Below are 23941 nucleotides of genomic sequence, written 5' to 3'. Positions count from 1 at the left end.
GTCGGCGCTGGCTGTGTGCCTCGATTGATCGCGAGACTATGAGAGCGACGCGGTGGACGCGACGGCGGTCAGTGCGTGCGTAGATGAATCGAGCGGGCGGCCCACCAGACCACGACGGCGACGCCGGTGGCGGCGAGCACGGCGGGCGCGAATGAGGCCGCACCGGTGGCGAGCGTGAGCACGACACCAAGGGCGAGCACGACCAGCGCGGCGACCAGAGCCTCGGCCTTGTAGCGGGGCCATGCGACACCGAAGACGTCGACGGTGGACCGCTGCGCGGCGGCGCGGCGGGCGGAAGTCGAGGATGCGGCGACGGTCGTCATGATGTTCACCCTACCCTGTGACGGAGATTTCGGCGACCCGAACTCACGGTGTGACGGGTGGATCTGGGATGATGGTTCGCGTGTTGCGCTGGATAACCGCAGGAGAATCGCACGGCCCCGCCCTTGTGGCCCTCATGGAGGGCATGGTCGCGGGCGTCGAGGTCACGTCGTCGGACATCGCCGCCCAATTGGCGCGGCGACGCCTCGGCTACGGCCGGGGTGCGCGCATGAAGTTCGAGGCCGACAAGGTCACCATCCTCGGTGGTGTCCGGCACGGCCGCACGCAGGCGGGCCCCGTCGCCATCGAGATCGGCAACACCGAGTGGCCCAAGTGGGAGCAGGTCATGTCGGCCGATCCCGTCGACCAGGAGCTACTCGACGGTATGGCCCGCAATGCGCCGCTGACTCGGCCGCGCCCCGGTCACGCCGACTACTCGGGAATGCTGAAGTACGGCTTCGATGACGCCCGCCCCGTCCTCGAGCGCGCGAGCGCCCGTGAGACGGCCGCCCGGGTCGCCGCAGGCACCGTCGCCCGGAACTTCCTGCGCCAGGCCTTCGGTGCTGAGGTGGTCAGCCACGTCATCTCCATCGGCGCATCCGAGCCGTACGTCGGGCCGACCCCATCGGGCGATGACCTCGACCGGATCGACGCCTCGCCCGTGCGGGCCTTCGACGAGGCCGCGGAGCAGTCGATGATCGCCGAGATCGAGGCCGCGAAGAAGGACGGTGACACCCTGGGCGGTGTTGTCGAGGTCGTGGTCACCGGCCTGCCGGTCGGCATTGGATCCGTCGCGTCGGGGGAGAGTCGCCTCGACGCGCGGCTCGCCGCCGCGCTCATGGGCATCCAGGCGATCAAGGGCGTCGAGGTCGGTGACGGTTTCGAGACCGCTCGCCGCCGTGGCAGTGCCGCGCACGACGAGATGCTGCCCGACAAGGGCGGCGTGCTGCGCTCGACCAACCGGGCGGGCGGCGTCGAGGGCGGCATGACCAACGGCGAGGAGCTCCGCGTGCGCGCGGCGATGAAGCCGATCTCCACGGTCCCGCGCGCGCTGCGCACCATCGACATGCAGACCGGCACCGAGGCCGTGGCGATCCACCAGCGCAGCGATGTCTGCGCCGTGCCCGCCGCCGGCGTCGTCGCCGAGGCCATGGTGGCACTCGTCGTGGCGCAGGCGGCGCTCGAAAAGTTCGGCGGCGACAGCCTCGACGAGACCCGCAGCAACTTCGAACGGTACTCCGAGCAGGTGGCGGCGCGGTTGCAGCGGGTGACACCCGAGGCGATCTGATGGGCACCGCGCCCGGCCACGAGCCGGGGCCCGCGGCGATCCTGATCGGCCCGCCCGGGGCGGGGAAGACGACCATCGGCCGTCGGCTCGCGCGCGCGCTCCGGGTGGAATTCCTCGACGTCGACGAGGAGATCGAGCGTCGCGATGGCCGGACCATCCCGCAGATCTTCGCCGGCGACGGCGAGCCCGCCTTCCGTGCCATCGAGGAAGAGGTCGTCGCCGACGTGGTCGCACACCATCCGGGCGTCGTCTCGCTCGGCGGCGGCGCAGTGCTCTCCGAGCCGACCCGCGTGCTCCTGCGGCGGCATCAGGTGGTCTACCTCGAGCTGACGGAGGAGGAGGGGATCCGGCGCACCGTCAGCCCGGCCGCGTCGAATCGCCCGCTCCTGAAGGGGGACGACCCCGCTGCGGCGTACCGAGCCCTGATGGCGCGGCGCACGCCGATCTATCGCGAACTCGCGACGATCCGCGTCTCCACCGTGGGACGCGCACCGTCGTCCGTCGTCCGGCAGGTGCAGCGGCGCCTCAAGGACACCGCACCCGGGCGGGAACGCCGCGGCCCCTGGCCGAAGCTGCCCACCGTCCTCCGCACGTCCGCCAAGAATCGATCGGAGTAGTAGATGAGCGAGAATCCGGTGAAGGTCCGCGTCGACGCGGGCAGCCCCTACGACGTGGTGATCGGTCGCGGGCTCCTGGACGAGACCGTCGCGGCCGCCGGCGAGGCGACCACGGCCGCGATCTTCTACCAGCCGACCCTCGCAGAGACCGCCGAGGCACTGCGACAGGCCCTGGCCGACAAGGGGATCGACGCGCATCGCATCGAGCTGCCCGACGCGGAGGCCGGCAAGGACCTTCAGGTCGCCGGGTTCTGCTGGGAGGTGCTCGGCCGCATCGGGCTCAGCCGTCAGGACGTGATCTACAGCCTGGGCGGCGGCGCCGCGACCGACGTCACCGGCTTCGTGGCCGCCACCTGGATGCGCGGCGTGCCCGTCGTCCACGTCCCCACCACGCTGCTCGCGATGGTCGACGCGGCCGTCGGCGGCAAGACCGGCATCAACACCGACGCCGGTAAGAACCTGGTCGGCTCCTTCCACGAGCCGCGGACTGTGATCGTCGACCTGGTGACGCTGGAGACGGTGCCTCGCAACGAGATCGTCGCAGGCATGGCGGAGGTCATCAAGACCGGCTTCATCGCCGACCCGGTGATCCTCGAGCTGATCGAGGAGGATCCCGAGGCCGCGCTGGATCCGACCGGCGACGTGCTGCCCGAGCTGGTCCGCCGCTCCATCGAGGTCAAGGCGAAGGTGGTCTCCGCCGACCTCAAGGAGTCTTCGCTCCGCGAGATCCTCAACTACGGCCACACTCTCGCCCACGCTCTCGAGCGCCGAGAGCGTTACCGCTGGCGCCACGGCGCCGCCGTCTCCGTCGGCCTGATCTACGCGGCCGAGCTCGGGCGGCTCGCCGGCCGCCTCGACGACGAGACCGCAGACCGGCACCGTCGCGTCCTCGAATCCGTCGGCCTGCCCACGAGCTACGACGCCGACGCCTTCGGACAGCTCCTCGAATACATGGGCAAGGACAAGAAGAACCGCGCCGGTCTGCTCCGATTCGTGGTGCTCGACGGCCTGGCTCGCCCGGGCCGGCTCGAGGGGCCGGACCCGTCGCTGCTGGTCGCCGCCTACTCCGCTGTCGCCAAGGAGGGGCCGCAGCCCGCGGGCGCCGTGCTCCTCTGATGCGTCAGAGCCCGAGCATCTCGGCAGTGCGCTCGAGGGTGTAGTCGAACAGCGCGCTCGCGGGCTCGAACGTGTTCGCGTACTGGCCGAACAGCTCGAAGCTCACCGCGCCGAAGAGCTGCGTCCAGGCGAGCACGCCCAGCGCGAGCTGCCCTGGCTCGGCGCCCGGGGCCACGACCTCCGCCGCGGCGCGCAGTTGCACGTTGAGCCCTGCCGATGGTGCGGGGGCACCGCCCTTCCCGCACATCGCGATCCGGGCGAAGGCGCCCGACGTGCGGATCGCGGCAGCGGTCGTCTCCGCCGGAGCGTGGTATCCCGGCACCGGCGAGCCATAGAGCAGCGTGTATTCGTGCGGGTTCGCCAGGGCCCAGGTCCGTAGTGCCCGCCCCGCAGCCAGCCACCGCTCCCGCGGCCCACCGGCCCCGGCCTCGGCTGCCTCCACCGCGTCGCCGAGCGCCGTGTAGGCGTCCGTGATCAGCGCGGTGAGTAGCGCGTCGCGGCTGGAGAAGTAGCGGTACACCGCCGACGACGCCAGCCCCAGGTCCCTCGCGACGGCGCGCAGCGACAGCGCGGCGGCGCCGACCTCGCGGAGCTGCTCCCGCGCGCTGCGGGTGATCTCGGCGGTGAGCTCGGCGCGGGCGCGCTCGCGGGCGGTCAGGGAGGCGTTCACGCCTCGATTATTGCACTGATCCGAAACGAGATCACTGCTCTTGACAATGCTCCGTAATGGGCGGAGCATGGAGTTGAAACGAGAGCAGTGCTCACTATTTGGAGGATTCCATGACCGCATCCGACGCCGATCACGTCCGCCCCGGCCGCACCGCGACTGCGTTCAACAACACCGTCGCGTGGCTGGCCCGGCGTGGCATCTCCGTCTACGGCAGCAGGGAGCTCGCGGTCCGCGGGCGCACCTCGGGGGAGTGGCGCACCACCCCCGTCAATGTGCTCACTGTCAACGGCGCCGACCATCTCGTCGCTGCGCGCGGCGTCACCCAGTGGGTGCGGAACATGCGTGCCGCTGGGGCGGGTGAGCTCCGGCTCGGGCGGACCGTCGAGCCGTTCGCCGCCGCCGAGATCACGGATCCGGCAGCCAAAGTGCCCGTGCTGCGCGCTTACCTGCGCAAGTGGGCCTGGGAGGTGGGCGTCTTCTTCCCCGGCCTCTCCGCCGACAGCACCGACGATGAGCTCGCCGCCGCTGCGGTTCGATATCCGGTGTTCGTCGTCGAACGATGCTGACTGCCCTGCCGGACGGGGTGCCGCCGGTACATTCGGGACTGTGACCGAGACCAGGACCATCGATCAGTCCAGCGGCGTGCTGGAGGTGCACACCGGGGTGGCCGGGCGATCGGCCCGGTTGGGGCACCGCCTGGTGCTCGCGCCGACGGCGTGGCGAGCCGCGGTGGAGGTCGACGGCGAGCAGCCGGTCTCCCTCGTCGTCACCATTGACGCGGGCTCTCTGGAGGTCGTCTCCGGCGAGGGCGGACTCACTCCCTTGACCTTGCCGGAGCGCGCGGTGGCCACAGCCAACGCGCACCGCTCCCTCAAGGTCAAGTCGAACCCGTCGATCGACTACCGCTCAACCACGATCGAGGCCTCGCAGAACGGATTCCGCGTGCGCGGCGAGCTGTCACTCTGCGGCACCACCCGACCGTGCGACTTCGCCCTCGCCTACGAGGAGGCCGAGCCCGCCCCGGCGCTCGCCACCGCCGTGCCCGTGCGGCAGACGGACTTCGGGATCAAGCCCTTCTCGCTCATGATGGGCACGCTCCAGGTGGCCGACGAGGTCACGGTGATCGCACGCGCGACGGTCTGACGGCGCGCGGCGGCGCGCGACCGTCGCGCCGCGATACCGTGGCAGAATGCCGCAGAAGACCACCGACCACGCCCGCCGGCGCGACACCCTCCGCGCCGCGCTCGCGGGCCACGAGCCCGCCCTCGACGCCCTGCTCGTCACTGATCTCGACAACGTGCGCTACCTCGCGGGCTTCACGGGCTCCAACGGTGCACTGCTCGTCGCCGCGGACCCTGCCGCCGACGCCATCGCCACCGACGGCCGCTACCTCACGCAGGTCGCGGAGCAGTCCGGCGATGTGCGCGCGATCATCGAGCGCGACGTCGCCAAGGCGCTCCTGGAGGAGGCGAACGGCACCGTCGGGTTCGAGGCGACGGCTCTGAGCTACGCCGACCACGCCCGGCTCGCGCCGGAGGCGCACCTGGTCCCGACGGCCCGGCTCGTGGAGAAGCTCCGCGAGGTCAAGGACGACGGCGAGATCGAGCTGCTCCGCCGCGCCTGCGCGATCAGCGATCAGGCGCTCGCCGAGCTAGTGAAGGAGGGCACGATCCGTCCCGGTGCGACGGAGACGCAGGTCGCGCGACGCCTCGAGAACCTGATGTACGAGTTCGGTGCCGAGGCGGTCGCCTTTGAGACGATCGTCGCCGCCGGGCCGAATTCGGCGATCCCGCACCACCGGCCCACCGACGGGGTGCTCGCGGTCGGCGACTTCGTCAAGATCGACTTCGGCGCGCGGTTCCGTGGCTACCACGCGGACGAGACGCGCACCTTCGTCCTCGGCGAGCCGGCGGCCTGGCAGCAGGAGATCTACGACGTGGTCCGGGCGGCGCAGACCGCCGGTCGCGAGGCCCTCGTGCCCGGCGCCGACGTCCGCGAGATCGACGGCGCGGCGCGCGCGGTTATCGAGGCCGCGGGCTACGGCGAGCAGTTCCTGCACGGCCTCGGCCACGGCGTCGGGGTGCAGATCCACGAAGCCCCGACGCTGGGCAAACTCGGCAGCGGTACACTGTCCGACGGTGCTGTGGTCACCGTGGAGCCGGGTGTGTACCTCCCGGGTCGTGGTGGAGTCCGCATCGAGGACACCCTCGTGGTCCGTGCGGACGGACCGGAACTGCTGACGCGCACCACCAAAGACTTGATCGCACTCTAGGAGAATCGACACAACGTGGCATCGACTGCTGATTTCAAGAACGGCCTGGTCCTCAACCAGGAGGGCCAGCTGTGGCAGATCATCGAGTTCCAGCACGTGAAGCCGGGCAAGGGCCCCGCCTTCGTGCGGACCAAGCTGAAGAACGTCGTGTCGGGCAAGACCGTCGACAAGACCTTCAACGCGGGCGTCAAGGTCGAGGTCGCCACCGTCGACCGGCGCGACTTCGACTACCTGTACCACGACGGTTCGGACTACGTCTTCATGGACGCCGAGACCTACGACCAGATCAACCTGGACGACGCCAAGGTCGGTGACAGTGCGAAGTTCCTGCTGGAGAGCATGCGCGTGCAGATCTCGATGCACGAGGGCGAGGCGCTCTTCGTCGAGCTGCCGCTGTCGGCCGAGTACGTCGTCCAGCACACCGATCCGGGCCTGCAGGGCGACCGCTCCACCGGTGGAACCAAGCCTGCCACCCTGGAGACCGGCGCCGAGATCAACGTCCCGCTGTTCATCAACACCGGCGACAAGCTCAAGGTCGACACCCGTGACGGCGGCTACCTGGGGCGCGTGAACTCCTAAGTGCCCGAGCAGTCAGACATCCGGCGCCCGAAGAAGTCGGGCGCCCGACACCGGGCGCGCAAGCGCGCCGTCGACCTGCTGTTCGAGGCGGAGGCCCGTGGGGTCACCGACCTCGACGGCCTGCTCGTCGAGCGCCGGCAGCTCGCCGCCGACGACGCCTCCGTCGCCCCGGTGTCCGAGTACACGGCCACGCTGGTCACCGGCGTCGGTCTTGACGGCGCCCAGGTCGACTCGGTGATCTCCTCGCACCTGACGGGCTGGACGCTCACGCGCCTGCCCGCCGTCGATCGTGCGATCCTGCGAATCGCCGTCTGGGAGCTCTTCAACGCCGTCGACGTGCCTCCCGCCGTCGTGGTCGACGAGGCTGTCGAGCTCGCCAAGGAGCTGTCGACCGACGATTCGCCGACCTACCTCAACGGGGTGCTGGGCAAGGTCGCGGCGCTCGCGCCGCAGGTCCGGGCCGCAGCCGCGGCCCAGCCGTCCGACCGCTCGGAGTAACCGCTCAGCCCTTGAGGCGCTCTGCAAGGGCGCGGGCATTGCGCAGCGCGAGGGCCTGCACCACACCGATGGGGTGCACGCCGCTCGCAGTCGGCAGGGCCGAGGCGTCGGCGATCACCACGTTCGGCACATCCCACAGCGCCCCCTCCGGGTTCGCCGCGCCGCGCCGCGCCGAGGACGCCATCCGGGCGGTGCTCATCGGTTCCTGCGCGCCGAGCGCGATCTCGCCGACCCCGTACCCGGCGGCGTGCGACCGGTCCAGGAACCGTTCGACGGGGCGGTCGCCTGGAACGTGATCGCCCCCACGCTGCTGGCCGGTGAAGATCCGCCGCGCTCCCGCCGCCTCGAGAATGCGGACCGCGGTGTCCACGCCGGTCCGCAGATTCGTCCGATCGGCCTCTGCCAGGTCGTACCGAACGGAGGGCTCGCCGGACGTGTCCATCACGACCTCGCCCGCGCCTCGGTCGCGCAGCACCACGCGCACGATCGACAGATGCGGGAACTGTCGCATCACGTTGAGGTGTTCGACGGGGTTGCGCCAGGGCACGAAGCTCGACGCCAGCGCGGGGGTGAGCGGCGCGGTCTCGTAGCGCACGCCGAAGCCCTTGCCGTCGAGGTTCGCGTGCGCGTCGCTGAACCGGGTGGACGGTGCCCCCAGCCACGGGTCGACGGTCTCGCCGAACAGGCCGACCGCGGTGGCAGTGGGGTGCAGGTGCAGGTGCTTGCCCACATGCTGCCCGCCGATGCCCGAACGCGAGAGCAGCGCCGGTGTCTCGAAGCCGCCCGCGGCCACCACGACGGCGCTGCAGCGCACCGTGAGCCACGAGCCGCCCGAGGTCCGTGCGATCACCGTGCGGGCCAGCCCGCCCTGCGTCTCGATCGACCGGGCCTGCGCCCCGGTCACGATGCGGGCGCCCTTCTTCTCGGCGTCGCGCAGCCACGTACGGGCGGCATGCTGCTTGGCCGCGACCCGGCTGGACGGGCCCCACCGGCCCCCGGACTCGAAGTCGTCCGCCAGGCTCACGGGGCGCACCGCAAGGTCGAGCGCGCGGCAGCCCTTCTCCAGAATCAGGTCGCGTGCGGAGGGGGTGCCGGCGCCGTCGATCACGCCCGAGCGCTGCCACACCTCCGCGAGAGCGGTGTCCAGTGCGGGCCCGGTGTCGATTCCTCGCGCCGCCCAGTCGGCACGCACCTCCTCGGGTGGGCGGAAGTAGCCGCCGTGGGAGACCGTCGTGCCCCCGCCGAGGCAGCGCGACGTGAGGAGGTAGGACTGCGCGTTCTCGGTCCAGAACGGCCCCGGCGCGTACAGCTGCGCCAGGTTGTCGAGGTCGGAGTCGCCCACCTCCGTGGGCGCGACGTAGTCGCCCCGCTCGAGGACCAGTACGTCGAGTCCTGCCTCGGCGAGCGCTGCTGCGGCGACCGCGCCGCCCGCGCCGGAGCCGATCACCACCACGTCGCACCCGGTCGAGGCGTCGATCTCGTAGCGGGCGGGGGAGAGGGGCCGCTGCGCGCGCAGGGCGCGGGCACGCGGCTTCTTCATGCGTGCCTGTCGCGGGTAGCCGATCGCGGCCATCAGCTCGGCACCCGGGCCGTGCTCGCCGTCGGCCCCGCCCGCCGCGTAGTAGGCGAGCAGCGCGATGTTGCGCAGGCGCTTGAACAGCATCCGCTTCTGGACGAACCGCGACCGGGACAGGTCGATCAGGACCCGCTCGCGTTCGGCGGCCGACAGGTCCGCGAAGCGCTGCCCCCGGGTGCCCAACACAGTGGTGCAGAACACGCGGTTGTCGAAGAGTGACAGGGACTGCGCGAGCGTCACGCCGTCGCTATCGCGCGGACTGCGGTCGGCATAGGAAACAGCCAGGTCGCCGGCCCGGAGGTCGCTCGCGGAGGGGATCGCCACGCTGTCCCCCGGGGCGAAGGAGTCGACGATCGCGGACAGCGTCCTGCGTTGCCTGGTCGACAGTTCCATGACCTGAACGTACTGGTATGCTTCGTGTCGCATCAAGACATCCTTTTCAGTCCGTCCTGTGAGGCGGAGCGAGCCGTCCGGAGAGGCGGAGAAGGGGGTCACGTGGCTCGGGAACTCATGTCCGCGGCCGATGTCACCCGAACGGTGGCCCGGATCGCGCATCAGATCATCGAGAAGACGGCCTTAGACACGAGGGCCGCGGGTGATGAATCGCTTCCCCGCGTCGTCATGTTCGGTATCCCTACGCGCGGTGCGGTTCTCGCCGCCCGGCTGGCGGCCGACATCGAGGAGTTCTCCGGCGTGGCGGTGCCCGTCGGTCACCTCGACATCACCCTCTACCGCGACGATCTGCGGCACAAGCCGCACCGGCCCCTCGAGCGCACCACGGTGCCGCCGCAGGGGGTCGACGGTGCGCTGGTCATCCTCGTCGACGACGTCCTGTTCTCCGGCCGGACGGTGCGCGCCGCGCTCGACTCGCTGCGGGACATCGGTCGGCCTGCCGCGGTCCAGCTCGCGGTCCTCGTCGATCGCGGCCATCGGCAGCTTCCGATCCGCGCCGACTACGTGGGCAAGAACATCCCCACCTCCCGGCAGGAGGACGTGCAGGTGCGGTTGCAGGAGAAGGACGGCGAGGACGCCGTGGTGATCTCCGAGCTGCCCGCGTCGGAGGCGACGGAGGGCGGGGTGTGACCAGGCACCTGCTCTCCGCCGCGGACCTGAGTCGCGCCGAGGCCGAGGAGATCCTCGACGAGGCGGACCGGCTGCAGCAGGCGCTGATGGGCCGCGAGGTCAAGAAGCTCCCCACGCTGCGCGGTCGCACCGTGATGACGGTCTTCTACGAGAACTCCACCCGTACCCGCGTCTCCTTCGAGGTCGCGGGCAAGTGGATGAGCGCCGACGTGATCAACGTCTCCGCGTCCGGGAGCTCCGTCGCCAAAGGGGAGTCGCTGCGCGACACCGCGCTGACCCTGCACGCCGCGGGCGCCGACGCGCTGATCGTCCGACACCCCGCCTCTGGTGCGGCGCAACAGATCGCGGCCTGGACCCACTCGGCCGCCGCGCTCAACGGCCTGCCCGGGCCCGTCGTCATCAACGCGGGCGACGGCATGCACGAGCACCCCACGCAGGCCCTGCTCGACGCGCTGACACTGCGCCAGCGACTCGGCGGCATCGAGGGCCGGCGCATCGTCATCGTCGGCGACGTGCTGCACAGCCGGGTCGCCCGGTCGAACGCACTGCTGCTGTCCACGTTGGGTGCCGAGGTCGTCCTGGTGGCCCCGCGCACCCTGCTGCCGGTCGGCGTCGAGACCTGGCCGGTCACGGTCGCCGACTCGCTCGAGGCCGAGCTGCCCGGCGCCGACGCGGTGATGATGCTGCGCGTGCAGGCCGAGCGGATGAACGGCGGCTTCTTCCCCAGCGAACGCGAGTACTCGGTGCGCTTCGGGCTCAATCCGCAACGCGCGGCCCTGCTGCCTGATCACGCCGTCGTGCTGCATCCCGGACCCATGCTGCGGGGCATGGAGATCGGCTACTCGGTCGCGGACTCCGCGCAGGCCGCGATCCTGCAGCAGGTCAACAACGGCGTGCACGTCCGCATGGCGGTGCTCTTCCATCTTCTCGCCACGGAGGGGGGTGCGGAATGATGCCGACCCACCCCGGTGCCATCCACACCTCGCGGACCGAAGGAGGCCCCGAATGAGTCTGCTGCTCACCAATGTCCGGCCGTACGGCGAGGGCGAACCGGTCGACGTCGCGATCGCCGGCGGCGAGATCCTCGCCATCGGTGCGGGTCTGACGCCCGCCGAGGGCGCCGAGGTGATCGACGGCGGCGGCAACGTTCTGCTGCCGGGATTCGTCGACCTGCACACGCACCTGCGTGAGCCCGGCCGCGAGGACACCGAGACCATCGAGTCCGGTTCTGCCGCCGCCGCGCTCGGCGGCTACACCGCGGTCTTCGCGATGGCCAACACCAGTCCGGTGGCCGACTCGGCCGTGGTCACCGACCACGTCTACCGGCGGGGCCAGGAGGTGGGCCTGGTCGACGTGCACCCCGTGGGCGCCGTCACCGTCGGACTGCAGGGCGAGAAACTCGCCGAGATGGGCATGATGGCCGCCGGCCCCGGACGGGTGCGGGTGTTCTCCGACGACGGTGTCTGCGTGTCGGATCCGCTGCTCATGCGCCGCGCGCTGGAGTACTCCGCCTCGCTGGGGGTCGTCATCGCGCAGCACGCGGAGGAGCCGCGGCTGACGAAGGGTGCAGTGGCGCACGAGGGACCCGAGGCCGCACGCCTCGGCCTCGCCGGCTGGCCGCGCGCCGCCGAGGAGGCGATCGTCGCCCGCGATGCGCTGCTGGCCCGCGACGCCGGGGCCCGCGTGCACATCTGCCATGCCTCCACGGCGGGCACCGTCGAACTGTTGAAGTGGGCCAAGGAGCAGGGCATCGCGATCACGGCCGAGGTGACGCCGCACCATCTGCTGCTCGACGACTCGCGGCTGCAGACCTACGACGCGGTGAACCGGGTGAACCCGCCGCTGCGCGAGGCCTCCGACGTCGCCGCGCTGCGGAAGGCGCTGCGGGACGGTGTGATCGACTGCGTCGCCACCGATCACGCGCCGCATGCCGAGCAGGACAAGTGCTGCGAGTTCGCCGCCGCCCGCCCCGGCATGCTGGGGCTCGAGACGGCGCTGGCGATCGTCGCGCAGGTCTCGGTGGAGACCGGTGACCTCGGCTGGCGCGACGTGGCGCGGGTGATGAGCGAGAAGCCCGCGCAGATCGCCCGGCTGGACGATCAGGGCCGGCCGATCGGCGTGGGCGAGCCCGCGAACCTGACGCTGGTCGATCCCGACCTGGGATGGACGGTGCGCGCGGACGAGCTCGCCAGCCGCTCGCGCAACACTCCGTTCGCCGAGTTGAGCTTCCGGGCCAAACCCGTGCTCACGGTGCTTCGCGGCCGGGTCACCGCCCGCGACGGGGTGGCCGCGCAGCCCGAGACCGGGGCGCGGGCGTGAGCGTCAGTGACTTCGCCACGCTGCTGCTCGTGCTCGTGGTGCTGGCCGGCCTGTTCTCGCTGATGGCGCTGGGTTGGCGCCGCCGCGGGCAGCGGCAGGCGGCGTCGGTGGGCGAGATCCCCAGCACGCCCGAGCAGCTCAGCGAGTTGGTCTTCGGCCCGGTCTCCGGCGTGTACGTCGGCAGCACCGTGGCGCCGCACTGGCAGGACCGGGTGGCGGTGGGGGACTGGGGGTACCGGGCCACCGTGAACCTGAGCCGGTACGCCGACGGCTATCTGATGGAGCGCGGCCGCGGCAACCCGATGTGGATCGCCGACGAGCACCTGGTCGAGGTGCGGCGTGCCTCCAAGCTGGCGGGCAAAGTGATGCCCGGCGACGGACTGCTGGTGTTCCGGTGGGAGCTGCCCACCGGCACCGTCGTCGACACGGGCTTCCGAGCAGACGACAAGACGACGTATCGAAAACTGATGGACGTGAGGGAAAGCTAGATGGCTGCCGACAACAAAGCACTGCTGGTCCTGGAGGACGGAACCGTGCACCGCGGGGTCGAGTTCGGCGCCGTCGGACAGACTCTGGGCGAGGCCGTTTTCTGCACCGCGATGACGGGGTACCAGGAGACGCTCACCGACCCGTCGTACGCGCGACAGATTGTGGTGGCGACCGCCCCGCAGATCGGCAATACCGGCTGGAACGACGAGGACGACGAGTCCCGCGGCGACAAGATCTGGGTCGCCGGTTACGCGGTGCGCAACCCCACCCGACGGGTGAGCAACTGGCGCGCCAGTGGCACCCTCGAGGGCGAGTTGGTGGACCAGGGCGTCGTGGGCATCGCCGGCATCGACACCCGCGCGCTGGTGCGCCGCCTGCGCGACCACGGCTCCATGCGTGCCGGAGTGTTCTCCGGAGCGGCGCTCGCGCCCGAGGCGGAGCTCCTCGACCGGGTACGGGAGCAGCCGTCGATGAAGGGGCAGAACCTGATCGGCGAGGTCTCGACCACCGAGGCCTACACGATCGAGCCGGAGGGCGAGGCCCGTTTCACCGTCGTCGCCGTCGATCTCGGCATCAAGACCAACACCCCGCGCATGTTCGCCGAGCGCGGCATGCGGGTGCACGTGGTGCCCTCGACCATCACGGTCGACGAGGTGCGTTCCTTCAACCCGGACGGCTTCTTCCTCTCCAACGGTCCCGGCGACCCCGCCACCGCCACGCACGAGGTGGAGCTCACTCGCGGCGTCCTGGACGCCGGCCTGCCGCTGTTCGGCATCTGCCTGGGCAACCAGCTGCTGGGCCGCGCCTTCGGCCTGGAGACGTACAAGATGAAGTTCGGTCACCGCGGCATCAACATCCCCGTCGTGGAGCACACCACCGGCCGGATCTCGATCACCGCGCAGAACCACGGCTTCGCGCTCGAGGGCGAGCGCGGCGCGGAGTTCGACACCCCGTTCGGCCGCGGCCGCGTCAGCCACGTGTGCGCCAACGACGGGGTCGTGGAGGGCGTCGAGCTGCTCGACGGCCGCGCCTTCTCGGTCCAGTACCACCCGGAGGCCGCGGCGGGACCGCACGACGCCGCCTACCTCTTCGACAAGTTCGCGACTGTTATGGGAGACAAGTAATGCCACGGCGCACCGATATCCAGCACGTCCTGGTGATCGGCTCGGGCCCGATCGTGATCGGCCAGGCCTGCGAGTTCGACTACTCCGGCACCCAGGCGTGCCGTGTGCTCCGCGCTGAGGGCCTGCGCGTCTCGCTCGTGAACTCGAACCCGGCGACGATCATGACGGACCCGGAGTTCGCCGACGCCACCTACATCGAGCCCATCACGCCCGAGTACATCGAGAAGGTCATCGTCGCCGAGCGCGACAAGGGCTTCCCCATCGACGCCGTGCTCGCCACCCTCGGCGGCCAGACCGCGCTCAACGCCGCGGTCGGCCTGCACGAGCAGGGCATTCTCGAGAAGTACGGGATCAGTCTCATCGGCGCCGATTTCGACGCCATCCAGCGTGGTGAGGACCGGCAGAAGTTCAAGGACATCGTCGCCAAGATCGGCGGTGAGTCCGCGCGGTCCAAGGTCTGCTTCACCCTGGATGAGTGCAAGGAGACCGTGGCAGACCTGGGCTACCCGGTCGTGGTGCGGCCGTCCTTCACCATGGGCGGCCTCGGCTCCGGCATGGCCTACGACGAGGCCGACCTGCTCCGCATCGCCGGCGCGGGCCTTGCCGCCTCGCCGACCGCGAACGTGCTCATCGAGGAGTCGATCCTCGGGTGGAAGGAGTACGAGCTTGAGCTCATGCGCGACGGCCGCGACAACGTGGTGGTGGTCTGTTCCATCGAGAACGTCGACCCCGTCGGCGTGCACACCGGCGACTCGGTCACCGTGGCCCCGGCCATGACGCTCACCGACCGCGAGTACCAGATCATGCGCGACCAGTCGATCGCGATCCTCCGTGAGGTGGGCGTCGACACCGGCGGCTGCAACATCCAGTTCGCGCAGGACCCGCGCGACGGCCGCCTGGTCACCATCGAGATGAACCCGCGCGTCTCGCGCTCCTCTGCGCTGGCTTCCAAGGCGACCGGCTTCCCGATCGCCAAGATCGCCGCGAAGCTCGCCGTCGGGTACACGCTCGACGAGATCCTCAACGACATCACCGGTGAGACCCCGGCATGCTTCGAGCCGACGCTCGACTACGTCGTGGTCAAGGCGCCGCGCTTCGCCTTCGAGAAGTTCCCCGGCGCCGACGACACCCTCACCACCACGATGAAGTCGGTGGGCGAGGCGATGAGCCTGGGCCGCAGCTTCGCCGAGGCCTTCGGCAAGGTGATGCGCTCGCTGGAGACCAAGCGCCACGGGTTCTGGACGGGGGCGCCCGTCGAGGGCACGCTCGAGGAGCTGCTGCAGGAGATCACGGTCCCCAAGGACGGCCGGTTCTACCTGATCGGCCGGGCCTTCGAGCTGGGAGCCACCGTGGAGCAGGTCTTCGACGCCACCGCGATCGATCCCTGGTTCCTCGAGGAGATCAAGGCGGTCATCGACCTCGGCACGCAGGTCCGCGACGCGGACCTGACGCCGGACCTGGTGCGGCTGGCCAAGACCCACGGCTTGTCCGACCTGCAGATCGCCGAGCTGCGCGGGGTGAGCGAGGACGAGGTCCGCGCCTTCCGGCACGAGCACGACGTGCGTCCGGTCTACAAGACCGTCGACACCTGCGCCGCCGAGTTCGAGGCGAAAACGCCGTACCACTACAGCAGCTACGAGCTGGACCCGGCGGCCACCGGCGAGGTGGCCCCGCAGACGGAGCGGCCCAAGGTGCTCATCCTCGGGTCGGGCCCGAACCGCATCGGCCAGGGCATCGAGTTCGACTACTCGTGCGTCCACGCCGCGCTCACGCTGAGCGAGGCCGGCTACGAGACCGTGATGATCAACTGCAACCCGGAGACGGTTTCCACCGACTACGACACCGCCGACCGGCTCTACTTCGAGCCGCTCACCTTCGAGGACGTGCTCGAGGTGTACCACTCGGAGCAGCAGTCGGGCGAGGGCGGCCCCGGCGTCGTCGGCGTCATCGTGCAGCTCGGCGGGCAGACGCCCCTGGGCCTTGCCGCCCGCCTCAAGGCGGCCGGCCTGCCCATCGTCGGTACCTCGCCCGAGGCGATCGACCTCGCCGAGGACCGCGGCGAATTCGGCCGCGTGCTCACTGAGGCGGGCCTCCCGGCGCCCAAGTTCGGCACTGCTACCACCGCCGACGGTGCGGTCGAGGTCGCGTCGGGCATCGGCTACCCGGTGCTGGTGCGTCCGTCCTACGTGCTCGGCGGCCGCGGCATGGAGATCGTCTACGACGAGCAGGCGCTCCTCGACTACATCTCCCGCGCCACGGAGCTCGCCCCCGACCGCCCGGTGCTGGTGGACCGATTCCTCGAGGATGCCGTGGAGATCGACGTCGACGCGCTGTGCGACGCCACGGGCGAGGTCTTCATCGGCGGGATCATGGAGCACATCGAGGAGGCTGGCATCCACTCCGGCGACTCGGCGTGCTCCCTGCCGCCGACCACGCTGGGGCGTGCCGATATTGACGCGGTGCGTGCCGCCACCGAGGCCCTGGCCCGGGGCATCGGCGTGCACGGTCTGATGAACGTGCAGTACGCGCTCAAGGACGACGTGCTCTATGTCCTCGAGGCCAACCCCCGCGCTTCCCGCACCGTGCCCTTCGTCTCGAAGGCCACTGCGGCGCAGCTCGCGAAGGCCTGCGCCCGGGTCATGCTCGGCCAGACCATCGCCGAGCTCCGTGAGCAGCAGATCCTGCCCGCGAAGGGCGATGGCTCGCAGATGCCGATCGATGCGCCGGTCTCCGTGAAGGAAGCGGTGTTGCCCTTCAACCGCTTCCGCCGCATGGACGGCACCGGCGTCGACTCGCTGCTCTCGCCCGAGATGAAGTCCACCGGCGAGGTGATGGGCGTCGACCGCGACTTCGGCACCGCCTTCGCCAAGTCGCAGACGGCGATCAGCGGCTCGCTGCCCGCCACCGGCAATGTCTTCGTCTCGGTCGCGAACAAGGACAAGCGCGCCCTGATCTTCCCGATCAAGCGCCTGGCCGATCTCGGCTTCTCCATCCTCGCCACCGAAGGCACTGCGGACGTCTTGCGGCGCAACGGCGTCCAGGTGGAGACGGTGCTCAAGCACTCGGACGTGATTCCCGAGGGCGAGCAGTCCATCGTCGAGAAGATCAAGGCCGGCGAGGTGGGCCTGATCATCAATACCCCGTTCGGGAACGCCGGACCGCGCGTCGACGGCTATGAGATCCGCACCGCCGCGGTGCAGGCCTCCGTGCCGTGCGTGACCACTGTGCAGGGCGCGTCGGCGGCCGTGCAGGGCATCGAGGCGGCGCTCCGCGGCGGGATCGGCGTCAAGAGCCTGCAGGACATGCACGCGGCGCTGGTGAACCGGTGACCTTCGCCGCGCGCGTCGCCACCGCCACCTCCGCACGGGGGCGACTGGTGGTGGGGATCGACCCGCACCCGCCGCTGCTCGCTGCGTGGGGCCTGTCCGACGACGCCGCCGGCGTGCGGGCCTTCGGCCTGCGCTGCGCCGAGGCCTTCGCGGGCGAGGTCGGCTTCGTCAAGCCGCAGGTGGCCTTCTTCGAGCAGTTCGGCGCCGCCGGGATGCTCGCGCTGGAGGAGGTCATGGCCGCGTGCCGCGAGGCCGGCGCCGTCGTGATCGCCGACGCCAAGCGGGGCGACATCGGTTCCACCATGGCGGGCTACGCGCGCGCCTGGCTCGGCGACTCGCCGCTGTCGGCCGACGCGGTGACCCTCTCTCCCTATCTCGGCTACGGCTCGCTGCGGCCCGCGGTCGACGCGGCCCGCGCCGCCGGGCGCGGCATCTTCGTCCTCGCCCGTACGTCCAATCCCGAGGGCGCGCAGGTGCAGGCCGACGGCGTCGGGCAGCGCATCGTCGACGACGCGCGGGCCGACAACGCCGACGGGGCCGGCACCGTCGGCCTCGTCGTGGGCGCCACCCGCGAACACGGCCTGGACCTGGCCGGCCTGAACGGGCCGATCCTGGCGCCGGGCCTGGGTGCGCAGGGCGCGACCCCGGCGGATCTGGCGGCGATCTTCGGCACGGATGCGACAGTGCTGCCCAACTCCTCGCGACAGGTGCTCGGGGCGGGTCCCGACGCCGCCGCGCTGCGGTCCGCGGCGCTGACCGTGCGGGACGAGGTCGAGCGCGCGCTCGGCTGATCCGTCCTCGCTCGATCCGATCCTGGCGGGACCTGCCCGGGGCTATCGTCGACGGGGTGAACGTCGATGTGACACCACTCCCCGGCATCGGAGTGCGCAAGGACTTCGAGCTCGCCACCGGCCGGCGCGTCGGGGTGGTGGCGCACCGCGACGGCACCGTCGAACTGTTCCTCTCGGAACGGGACGACCCGGACGCGTGTGCCGCGCAGGTGCCCCTCTCCAGTGAGGAGGCCGGCGTGCTCGCCAACCTTCTCGGCGCGCCGCAGCTGGTCAACCAGCTGCGCGCCGACCAACGCGGGCTCGAGGGCATCAACACCCGGCAGCTGCCGATCCTCGCCGGCTCGGCTTACGACGGTCGGACGCTGGGGGAGACCCAGATGCGGACCCGGACCAAGGTCTCGCTCGTGGCGGTGATGCGGGCCGGCGAGGTGCAGCCCTCGCCCGGTCCCGAGTTCGTGTTCACCGCGGGCGATCTGCTGGTGGTCGTCGGGACGGCCGAGGGGCTCGAGGCCGCCGCGCAGATCCTGACGAACGGGTGACCCTCCACCTCGACGAGAACACCGTCGCGCTGATCGAACTCGGCGCCATCTTCTTCGTCCTGGGCTTCCTCGGTCGCGCCGCCAGCAAAGTGGGCGTCTCGCCGATCCCGCTCTACCTGATCGGCGGCCTGGCCTTCGGCGTCGGCGGAGTGATCCCGCTCGGCGAGGCCTCGGACTTCAGCCGTACCGCCGGCGAGATCGGCGTGATCCTGCTGCTGCTCATGCTGGGCCTCGAGTACACCGCGGCGGAGCTCACCACCGGGCTGCGCCAGTCCTGGCTCGCGGGCGTGGCCGACATCGTGCTCAACGCAACCCCGGGCGCCGTCGTCGCACTCGTCCTCGGCTGGGGGCCGACCGGTGCCCTCGTACTCGCGGGCGTCACCTACATCTCGTCGTCGGGTATCGCCGCGAAGGTGCTGAGCGACCTCGGCCGGCTCGGCAACCGTGAGACGCCCGTCGTGCTCTCGGTGCTGGTCTTCGAGGACCTGGCGATGGCGATCTACCTACCGATCCTCACGGCGATCCTGGCCGGTCTCGGACTCGCGGGGGAGGTCTCCGCGGTGACGATCGCAGTGGTCGTCGTCAGCGTCGTGCTGATTTCGGCCGTGAAGTACGGCCACCGGGTGTCGGCGCTGGTCTACAGCGACGACCGCGAGGTCTTTCTGCTCAAACTCATCGGCGCCGCCCTGCTGGTGGCGGGCGTGGCTTCGGCGCTGCAGGTGTCGGCGGCCGTGGGCGCCTTCCTGCTCGGCATTGCGATCTCCGGGTCGATCGCGCACGAGGCGACCCGGCTCCTGGAGCCGCTGCGCGACCTCTTCGCCGCGCTGTTCTTCGTGGTCTTCGGGCTGAACACCGATCCGCGGGCCATCCCGCCCGTCCTCGGCTGGGCGGTGCTGCTCGCCGTCGTGACCACCGCGACCAAGCTCGCCACCGGGTGGTGGGCGGCGAAGAGGGTCGGCGTGAAGCGCATGGGCCGGGCCCGCGCCGGTGCTGCCCTCGTGGCGCGCGGGGAGTTCTCCATCGTCATCGCCGGGCTGGCGGTCACGGCCGGCGCCGTGGACGGCCGGGTCGCCGCGCTCGCGACGACGTACGTCCTGATCATGGCCGTAGTGGGGCCGATCATCGCCCGGGTGGTCGAGCCCGTGGTCCGGGCGGGGGAGCGGACGGTGCAGCGCGTGCGCTCCGCCGCGTCGCCGTCTGCGGGGTGACTGCCGCCCTCGTCGTCGGCGAACGGGATGCCGACACGCCCGGGTCCGCCGCGAACTGCAGGTATTTTCGCAGGTCACTTGAGTTTCACCTGTCACATCGTTACCTGGTCGAAAGTGCGATGCGGCCGATCTGAAGGCCTTGTGGTGCAAGGATTCTCGATCGCAACGTGCGCCTCTTGCGGCGGTTCGGGCCGTCGGACGGCCGGGGCACCTACATCACCGCCAAAGCGCAGGTGAGAGGGGGGTGGGGTTCCCATGGCGAGCGAAACGTGGGTACCGTCGCAGGAGTCGCAAGTACGCGGCAAAGACCTAAGTACATCGAAGACGGAGGAATCGTGGCCCTTCCCCAGTTGACCGACGAGCAGCGTGCCGCTGCTCTGGAGAAGGCAGCTGCCGCTCGTCGTGCACGCGCCGAGCTGAAGAACCGGCTCAAGGGCGGCACCACCACCCTGCAGCAGGTGCTCAAGGACGCAGAGACCGACGAGGTCATTGGCAAGATGAAGGTCTCGGCACTGCTCGAGGCGCTTCCTAAGGTGGGCAAGGTCAAGGCTCAGGAGCTGATGACCGAGCTCGAGATCGCCCCTACCCGCCGCGTGCGGGGTTTGGGCGACCGGCAGCGCAAGGCGCTGCTCGAGAAGTTCTCCGCCTGACACGTAGTGTCCGGAGAAGTTCCCGCGGGCCGGAGGGGCCGACTGGTTGTACTGGTCGGCCCCTCCGCCGTCGGTAAGTCGTCTGTGGTCGGAGAGCTCCGCTCGAAAGTGCCCGACCTGTTCTTCTCGGTGTCCGCCACCACGCGCGATCCGCGCCCCGGTGAGGTGGACGGCCGGGACTACCACTTCGTCGGTGACGGTGGCTTCGACCGCCTCATCGCCGACGGTGCGCTCCTCGAATGGGCGGAGATCCACGGCGGTCTACAGCGGTCGGGGACGCCCTCGCGGCCGGTGTACGAGGCGCTCGAGGCCGGCCGGCCCGTGCTGGTCGAGGTGGACCTCGCCGGTGCTGCCAGCGTCAAGGCCGCGCTGCCGGAGGCGGTCACCGTCTTCCTGAGCCCGCCGAGCTGGGAGGAGCTGGAGCGCCGGCTCCGCGGCCGGGGCACCGAGAGCGCAGAGAAGATCGAGCGTCGACTCGAGACCGCGCGGGCCGAGATGGCCACCCGGGACGACTACGACGCGGTGGTCGTGAACGACGACTTGGACCGCGCGGTGTCGGATTTGGTATCCTTGCTGGTCGGCGCCGGCGACCCGACGGCCTAGCTCTGCCGCCTTGCGGGCGTAGACTGGGCGGACCAGCGATAATCGTGAAGTTTGTGACGTAGGAGAAGCGTGAGCACCACCACTGAGACCGTGTACGACCAGCCGCTCGGCATCACCAACCCGCCGATCGATGAGCTGCTCGAGCGCACCTCCTCGAAGTACGCCCTGGTGATCTACGCGGCCAAGCGCGCGCGTCAGATCAACGACTACTACAACAGCCTGTCCGACGGCATCCTCGAGTACGTCGGCCCGCTCGTCGAGCCGGGCCTGCATGAGAAGCCGCTGTCGATCGCCATGCGCGAGATCCACGAGGATCTCCTGGAGCACACCGAGGGCGAGTGAGCTGACGCGCCCATGATCATCGTCGGCGTCGGCGGCGGCATCGCCGCCTACAAGGCGTGCGCTCTGGTCCGGCACTTCACCGAACGCGGGCACGAGGTGCGGGTGATCCCCACCGAGTCCGCGCTCAGGTTCGTCGGTGCCGCGACCTTCGAGGCGTTGTCGGGTAACCCCGTCCAGACGGGGGTCTTCGAGTCGATCCCTGAGGTGCCGCACGTGCGTCTCGGGCAGTCGGCCGACCTCGTCGTGATCGCCCCGGCGACCGCAGACCTGATGGCGCGCGCCGCCCAGGGCCGCGCCGACGACCTGCTGACCGGCACCCTCCTCACCGCCCGTTGCCCGGTCGTCTTCGCTCCGGCGATGCACACCGAGATGTGGGAGCACCCCGCCACCCGGGCCAATGTCGCGACCCTGCGCGAGCGCGGTGCCGTCGTCATCGAGCCGGCCTCGGGCCGGCTCACCGGGAAGGACACCGGCGCCGGCCGGCTGCCCGAGCCCGACGAGATCGGCGCCCTCGCCGACGTCCTGTTGGAGCACCCGGGGGCGCTGAACCGCGACCTCGAGGGCCGGAAGGTCGTCGTCTCCGCCGGCGGGACCAAGGAGGCGCTCGACCCCGTCCGCTACCTCACCAACCGCAGCTCCGGGAAGCAGGGCTACGCCCTCGCCCGGCTCGCCGCGCAGCGCGGCGCGCAGGTGACGCTGGTCGCGGGGAACACCGTCGGCCTGGCCGACCCGTCGGCCGTCGAGGTCGTGCGCATCGCCTCCGCGCTGGATCTCCAGGCCGCCATGGCCGAGCACGCCGCCGACGCCGATCTCGTGATCATGGCCGCCGCGGTCGCCGACTACCGGCCCGCCGAGGTCGCCACCACCAAGCTCAAGAAGGCCGCCGACGGCACGAGCGAGGCTCTCGAATCGATCACCATGATCGAAAACCCCGACGTGCTCGCCGGGCTCGTCGCCGGGCGCCGCGACGGCGCCCTGCGCGCCGATGCCGTCATCGTGGGCTTCGCCGCCGAGACCGGCGATACCAACGGCTCCGTCCTCGACTACGGACGGGCCAAGCTGCGCCGCAAGGGCTGCGACCTGTTGGTGCTCAACGCGGTCGGCGACGGCCGGGCCTTCGAGGTCGACGAGAACTCCGGCTGGCTGCTGGGTGCGGACGGCGGCGAGACCGCCCTGCCCCTCGGCTCGAAGGTCGCCATGGCCGCGCGCATACTGGATGCCGCGGTCTCCCGGGTGCCTGCCGCCCGCTAGCATTTCCAATCGCAAACATCATCGAGAGGACGTCCGAAGTGGTTTCCGGTTTCGCCAGTTCCGCCCACCGTCTGTTCACCAGCGAGTCGGTCACCGAGGGCCACCCGGACAAGATCTGTGATGCGATCTCGGATTCGATCCTCGACGCCCTCCTCGCCGAGGACCCGACCTCGCGCGTCGCGGTCGAGACGCTGGTCACCACCGGCCAGGTCCACGTCGCCGGCGAGGTGACGACCTCCGCGTACGCCGACATCCCGCACATTGTGCGCGACAAGGTGTTGGAGATCGGTTACGACAGCTCCGCGAAGGGTTTCGACGGCAATTCGTGTGGTGTGAATATCGCGATCGGTGCGCAGAGCCCTGAGATCGCGCAGGGCGTGGATCGGGCTTACGAGCACCGTGTGGACGGCGCGCAGGACGAGATCGACGCGCAGGGCGCGGGCGATCAGGGTTTGATGTTCGGTTACGCCTGCTCGGACACGCCGGAGCTGATGCCGCTGCCGATCTCGTTGGCGCACCGGCTCTCGCGCCGGCTGACCGAGGTGCGGAAGAACGGCACGCTGCCGTATCTGCGTCCGGACGGCAAGACTCAGGTGACCATCGAGTACGCGGGGGAGCAGCCCGTCCGCCTCGACACCGTGGTCATCTCCAGCCAGCACGCCGCCGACATCGACATCGACGGCATGCTCGCCCCCGACCTGCGCACTCATGTGCTCAACACGGTGATCGCGGACCTGAACCTGCCCAGTCTCGACACCTCTGCGGTGCGGCTGCTGGTGAATCCGACGGGTAAGTTCGTGCTCGGTGGGCCGATGGGTGATGCGGGTCTGACGGGCCGCAAGATCATCGTCGACACCTACGGCGGTATGGCGCGGCACGGCGGTGGTGCGTTCTCGGGTAAGGATCCGTCGAAGGTGGACCGGTCGGCCGCGTACGCGATGCGCTGGGTGGCGAAGAACGCCGTCGCCGCGGGCCTCGCGGAGCGGATCGAGGTGCAGGTCGCCTACGCCATCGGTAAGGCCTCGCCGGTCGGCCTGTTCGTCGAGACCTTCGGCACCGAGCAGCTCGACCCGATCAAGATCCAGCAGGCCATCGCTCAGGTCTTCGACCTGCGCCCCCGCGCGATCATCAACGACCTCGACCTGCTCCGGCCGATTTATGCGCCCACCGCGGCGTACGGCCACTTCGGGCGTACTGATGTCGACCTGCCGTGGGAGCGCACCGACCGCGTGGACGCCCTACGCTCTGCGGCCGGCCTCTGACACCCGCCCCGACC

At 70.5% G+C, this 23941-nt stretch carries 25 protein-coding genes; 22 read left to right on the top strand and 3 right to left on the bottom strand.

From position 1 onward, the window contains the following. Positions 1 to 68 precede the first annotated feature (68 nt). Positions 69 to 323: a hypothetical protein gene (locus HNP44_RS19365; protein ID WP_259144450.1), complete on the bottom strand. Its 255-nt coding sequence runs from the start codon at positions 321 to 323 to the stop codon at positions 69 to 71. A gap of 80 nt (positions 324 to 403) precedes the next feature. Here HNP44_RS19365 and aroC point away from each other — a divergent pair, with 80 nt between their 5' ends. The 3 genes from aroC to aroB are packed head-to-tail and all read left to right on the top strand — an operon-like array spanning position 404 to position 3342. Continuing rightward, positions 404 to 1609: a chorismate synthase gene (gene aroC, locus HNP44_RS19360; protein ID WP_310437698.1), complete on the top strand. Its 1206-nt coding sequence runs from the start codon at positions 404 to 406 to the stop codon at positions 1607 to 1609. Beyond that, entirely contained in the window at positions 1609 to 2226 is a 618-nt protein-coding gene (locus HNP44_RS19355) for a shikimate kinase (RefSeq protein ID WP_259144451.1), read from the top strand. The genes aroC and HNP44_RS19355 overlap by 1 nt, the downstream gene beginning before the upstream one ends. 3 nt (positions 2227 to 2229) lie before the next feature. Continuing rightward, positions 2230 to 3342 (top strand): 3-dehydroquinate synthase, encoded by a 1113-nt coding sequence (gene aroB / locus HNP44_RS19350; protein WP_259144453.1) that lies wholly within the window; start codon positions 2230 to 2232, stop codon positions 3340 to 3342. 4 nt (positions 3343 to 3346) lie between these two features. Here the strand turns inward: aroB and HNP44_RS19345 are convergent, their stop codons facing one another. Next, complete coding sequence (locus HNP44_RS19345; protein ID WP_259144454.1) at positions 3347 to 4012, bottom strand: TetR/AcrR family transcriptional regulator; 666 nt, start codon at positions 4010 to 4012, stop codon at positions 3347 to 3349. 110 nt (positions 4013 to 4122) lie between these two features. On the opposite strand from HNP44_RS19345, the gene HNP44_RS19340 reads away from it, so the two are divergent. From HNP44_RS19340 to nusB, 5 genes are read left to right on the top strand one after another with little or no spacing between them, the layout of a single operon-like run. Then, positions 4123 to 4578, top strand: a complete 456-nt coding sequence (locus HNP44_RS19340) for a nitroreductase/quinone reductase family protein (protein ID WP_259144455.1) — start codon at positions 4123 to 4125, stop codon at positions 4576 to 4578. A gap of 40 nt (positions 4579 to 4618) precedes the next feature. Continuing rightward, positions 4619 to 5155 (top strand): YceI family protein, encoded by a 537-nt coding sequence (locus tag HNP44_RS19335; RefSeq protein ID WP_259144456.1) that lies wholly within the window; start codon positions 4619 to 4621, stop codon positions 5153 to 5155. 46 nt (positions 5156 to 5201) lie between these two features. Further along, on the top strand, positions 5202 to 6284 hold the full coding sequence (locus HNP44_RS19330) for a M24 family metallopeptidase (protein ID WP_259144457.1): 1083 nt from the start codon (positions 5202 to 5204) through the stop codon (positions 6282 to 6284). Positions 6285 to 6299: 15 nt separating this feature from the next. Beyond that, complete coding sequence (gene efp / locus HNP44_RS19325; RefSeq protein WP_259144458.1) at positions 6300 to 6863, top strand: elongation factor P; 564 nt, start codon at positions 6300 to 6302, stop codon at positions 6861 to 6863. Further along, entirely contained in the window at positions 6864 to 7361 is a 498-nt protein-coding gene (nusB, locus tag HNP44_RS19320; protein ID WP_259144459.1) for a transcription antitermination factor NusB, read from the top strand. A 4-nt stretch (positions 7362 to 7365) separates the two neighbouring features. Here the strand turns inward: nusB and HNP44_RS19315 are convergent, their stop codons facing one another. Beyond that, a complete protein-coding gene (locus HNP44_RS19315; protein ID WP_259256927.1) occupies positions 7366 to 9363 on the bottom strand; it encodes an FAD-dependent oxidoreductase in 1998 nt (665 codons plus the stop codon). 69 nt (positions 9364 to 9432) lie between these two features. On the opposite strand from HNP44_RS19315, the gene pyrR reads away from it, so the two are divergent. From pyrR to metK, 14 genes are all read left to right on the top strand, one after another. Beyond that, entirely contained in the window at positions 9433 to 10020 is a 588-nt protein-coding gene (pyrR, locus tag HNP44_RS19310; protein WP_259144461.1) for a bifunctional pyr operon transcriptional regulator/uracil phosphoribosyltransferase PyrR, read from the top strand. Continuing rightward, the gene (locus HNP44_RS19305) at positions 10017 to 10973 is read left to right on the top strand and encodes an aspartate carbamoyltransferase catalytic subunit (protein WP_259144462.1); all 957 of its coding nucleotides are present in this window, start codon (positions 10017 to 10019) and stop codon (positions 10971 to 10973) included. Before pyrR ends, HNP44_RS19305 begins: the two co-directional genes overlap by 4 nt. Before the next feature lie 52 nt (positions 10974 to 11025). Next, entirely contained in the window at positions 11026 to 12339 is a 1314-nt protein-coding gene (locus HNP44_RS19300; protein ID WP_259144463.1) for a dihydroorotase, read from the top strand. Further along, on the top strand, positions 12336 to 12827 hold the full coding sequence (locus HNP44_RS19295) for a PH-like domain-containing protein (protein WP_082791149.1): 492 nt from the start codon (positions 12336 to 12338) through the stop codon (positions 12825 to 12827). Before HNP44_RS19300 ends, HNP44_RS19295 begins: the two co-directional genes overlap by 4 nt. Then, complete coding sequence (carA, locus tag HNP44_RS19290) at positions 12828 to 13952, top strand: glutamine-hydrolyzing carbamoyl-phosphate synthase small subunit (protein WP_259144464.1); 1125 nt, start codon at positions 12828 to 12830, stop codon at positions 13950 to 13952. After that, a complete protein-coding gene (gene carB / locus HNP44_RS19285) occupies positions 13952 to 17281 on the top strand; it encodes a carbamoyl-phosphate synthase large subunit (protein WP_259144466.1) in 3330 nt (1109 codons plus the stop codon). Before carA ends, carB begins: the two co-directional genes overlap by 1 nt. Continuing rightward, a complete protein-coding gene (gene pyrF, locus HNP44_RS19280) occupies positions 17278 to 18072 on the top strand; it encodes an orotidine-5'-phosphate decarboxylase (protein ID WP_259144467.1) in 795 nt (264 codons plus the stop codon). Before carB ends, pyrF begins: the two co-directional genes overlap by 4 nt. Before the next feature lie 56 nt (positions 18073 to 18128). Continuing rightward, the gene (locus HNP44_RS19275) at positions 18129 to 18611 is read left to right on the top strand and encodes a cation:proton antiporter regulatory subunit (protein ID WP_259144468.1); all 483 of its coding nucleotides are present in this window, start codon (positions 18129 to 18131) and stop codon (positions 18609 to 18611) included. After that, positions 18608 to 19819 carry a cation:proton antiporter gene (locus tag HNP44_RS19270; protein WP_259144471.1) on the top strand — a complete coding sequence of 404 codons (1212 nt, stop codon included), beginning with the start codon at positions 18608 to 18610 and terminating at the stop codon, positions 19817 to 19819. Before HNP44_RS19275 ends, HNP44_RS19270 begins: the two co-directional genes overlap by 4 nt. Positions 19820 to 20154: 335 nt before the next feature. Beyond that, positions 20155 to 20469, top strand: a complete 315-nt coding sequence (gene mihF, locus HNP44_RS19265; RefSeq protein ID WP_224646564.1) for an integration host factor, actinobacterial type — start codon at positions 20155 to 20157, stop codon at positions 20467 to 20469. Between the two features lie 6 nt (positions 20470 to 20475). Further along, positions 20476 to 21072, top strand: a complete 597-nt coding sequence (gene gmk / locus HNP44_RS19260) for a guanylate kinase (protein ID WP_259144473.1) — start codon at positions 20476 to 20478, stop codon at positions 21070 to 21072. Between the two features lie 69 nt (positions 21073 to 21141). Next, positions 21142 to 21414, top strand: a complete 273-nt coding sequence (gene rpoZ, locus HNP44_RS19255; RefSeq protein WP_068520856.1) for a DNA-directed RNA polymerase subunit omega — start codon at positions 21142 to 21144, stop codon at positions 21412 to 21414. A 12-nt stretch (positions 21415 to 21426) separates the two neighbouring features. Next, positions 21427 to 22665, top strand: coding sequence for a bifunctional phosphopantothenoylcysteine decarboxylase/phosphopantothenate--cysteine ligase CoaBC (gene coaBC / locus HNP44_RS19250; protein WP_259144474.1), 1239 nt, complete (start codon positions 21427 to 21429; stop codon positions 22663 to 22665). A gap of 38 nt (positions 22666 to 22703) precedes the next feature. After that, the gene (gene metK / locus HNP44_RS19245; protein WP_259144475.1) at positions 22704 to 23927 is read left to right on the top strand and encodes a methionine adenosyltransferase; all 1224 of its coding nucleotides are present in this window, start codon (positions 22704 to 22706) and stop codon (positions 23925 to 23927) included. Positions 23928 to 23941: the final 14 nt, after the last annotated feature.

This window comes from Tsukamurella ocularis (assembly GCF_024807615.1).
Classification (GTDB): Bacteria; Actinomycetota; Actinomycetes; order Mycobacteriales; family Mycobacteriaceae; genus Tsukamurella; species Tsukamurella ocularis.
This window is presented reverse-complemented; position numbering and strand designations above follow the sequence as displayed.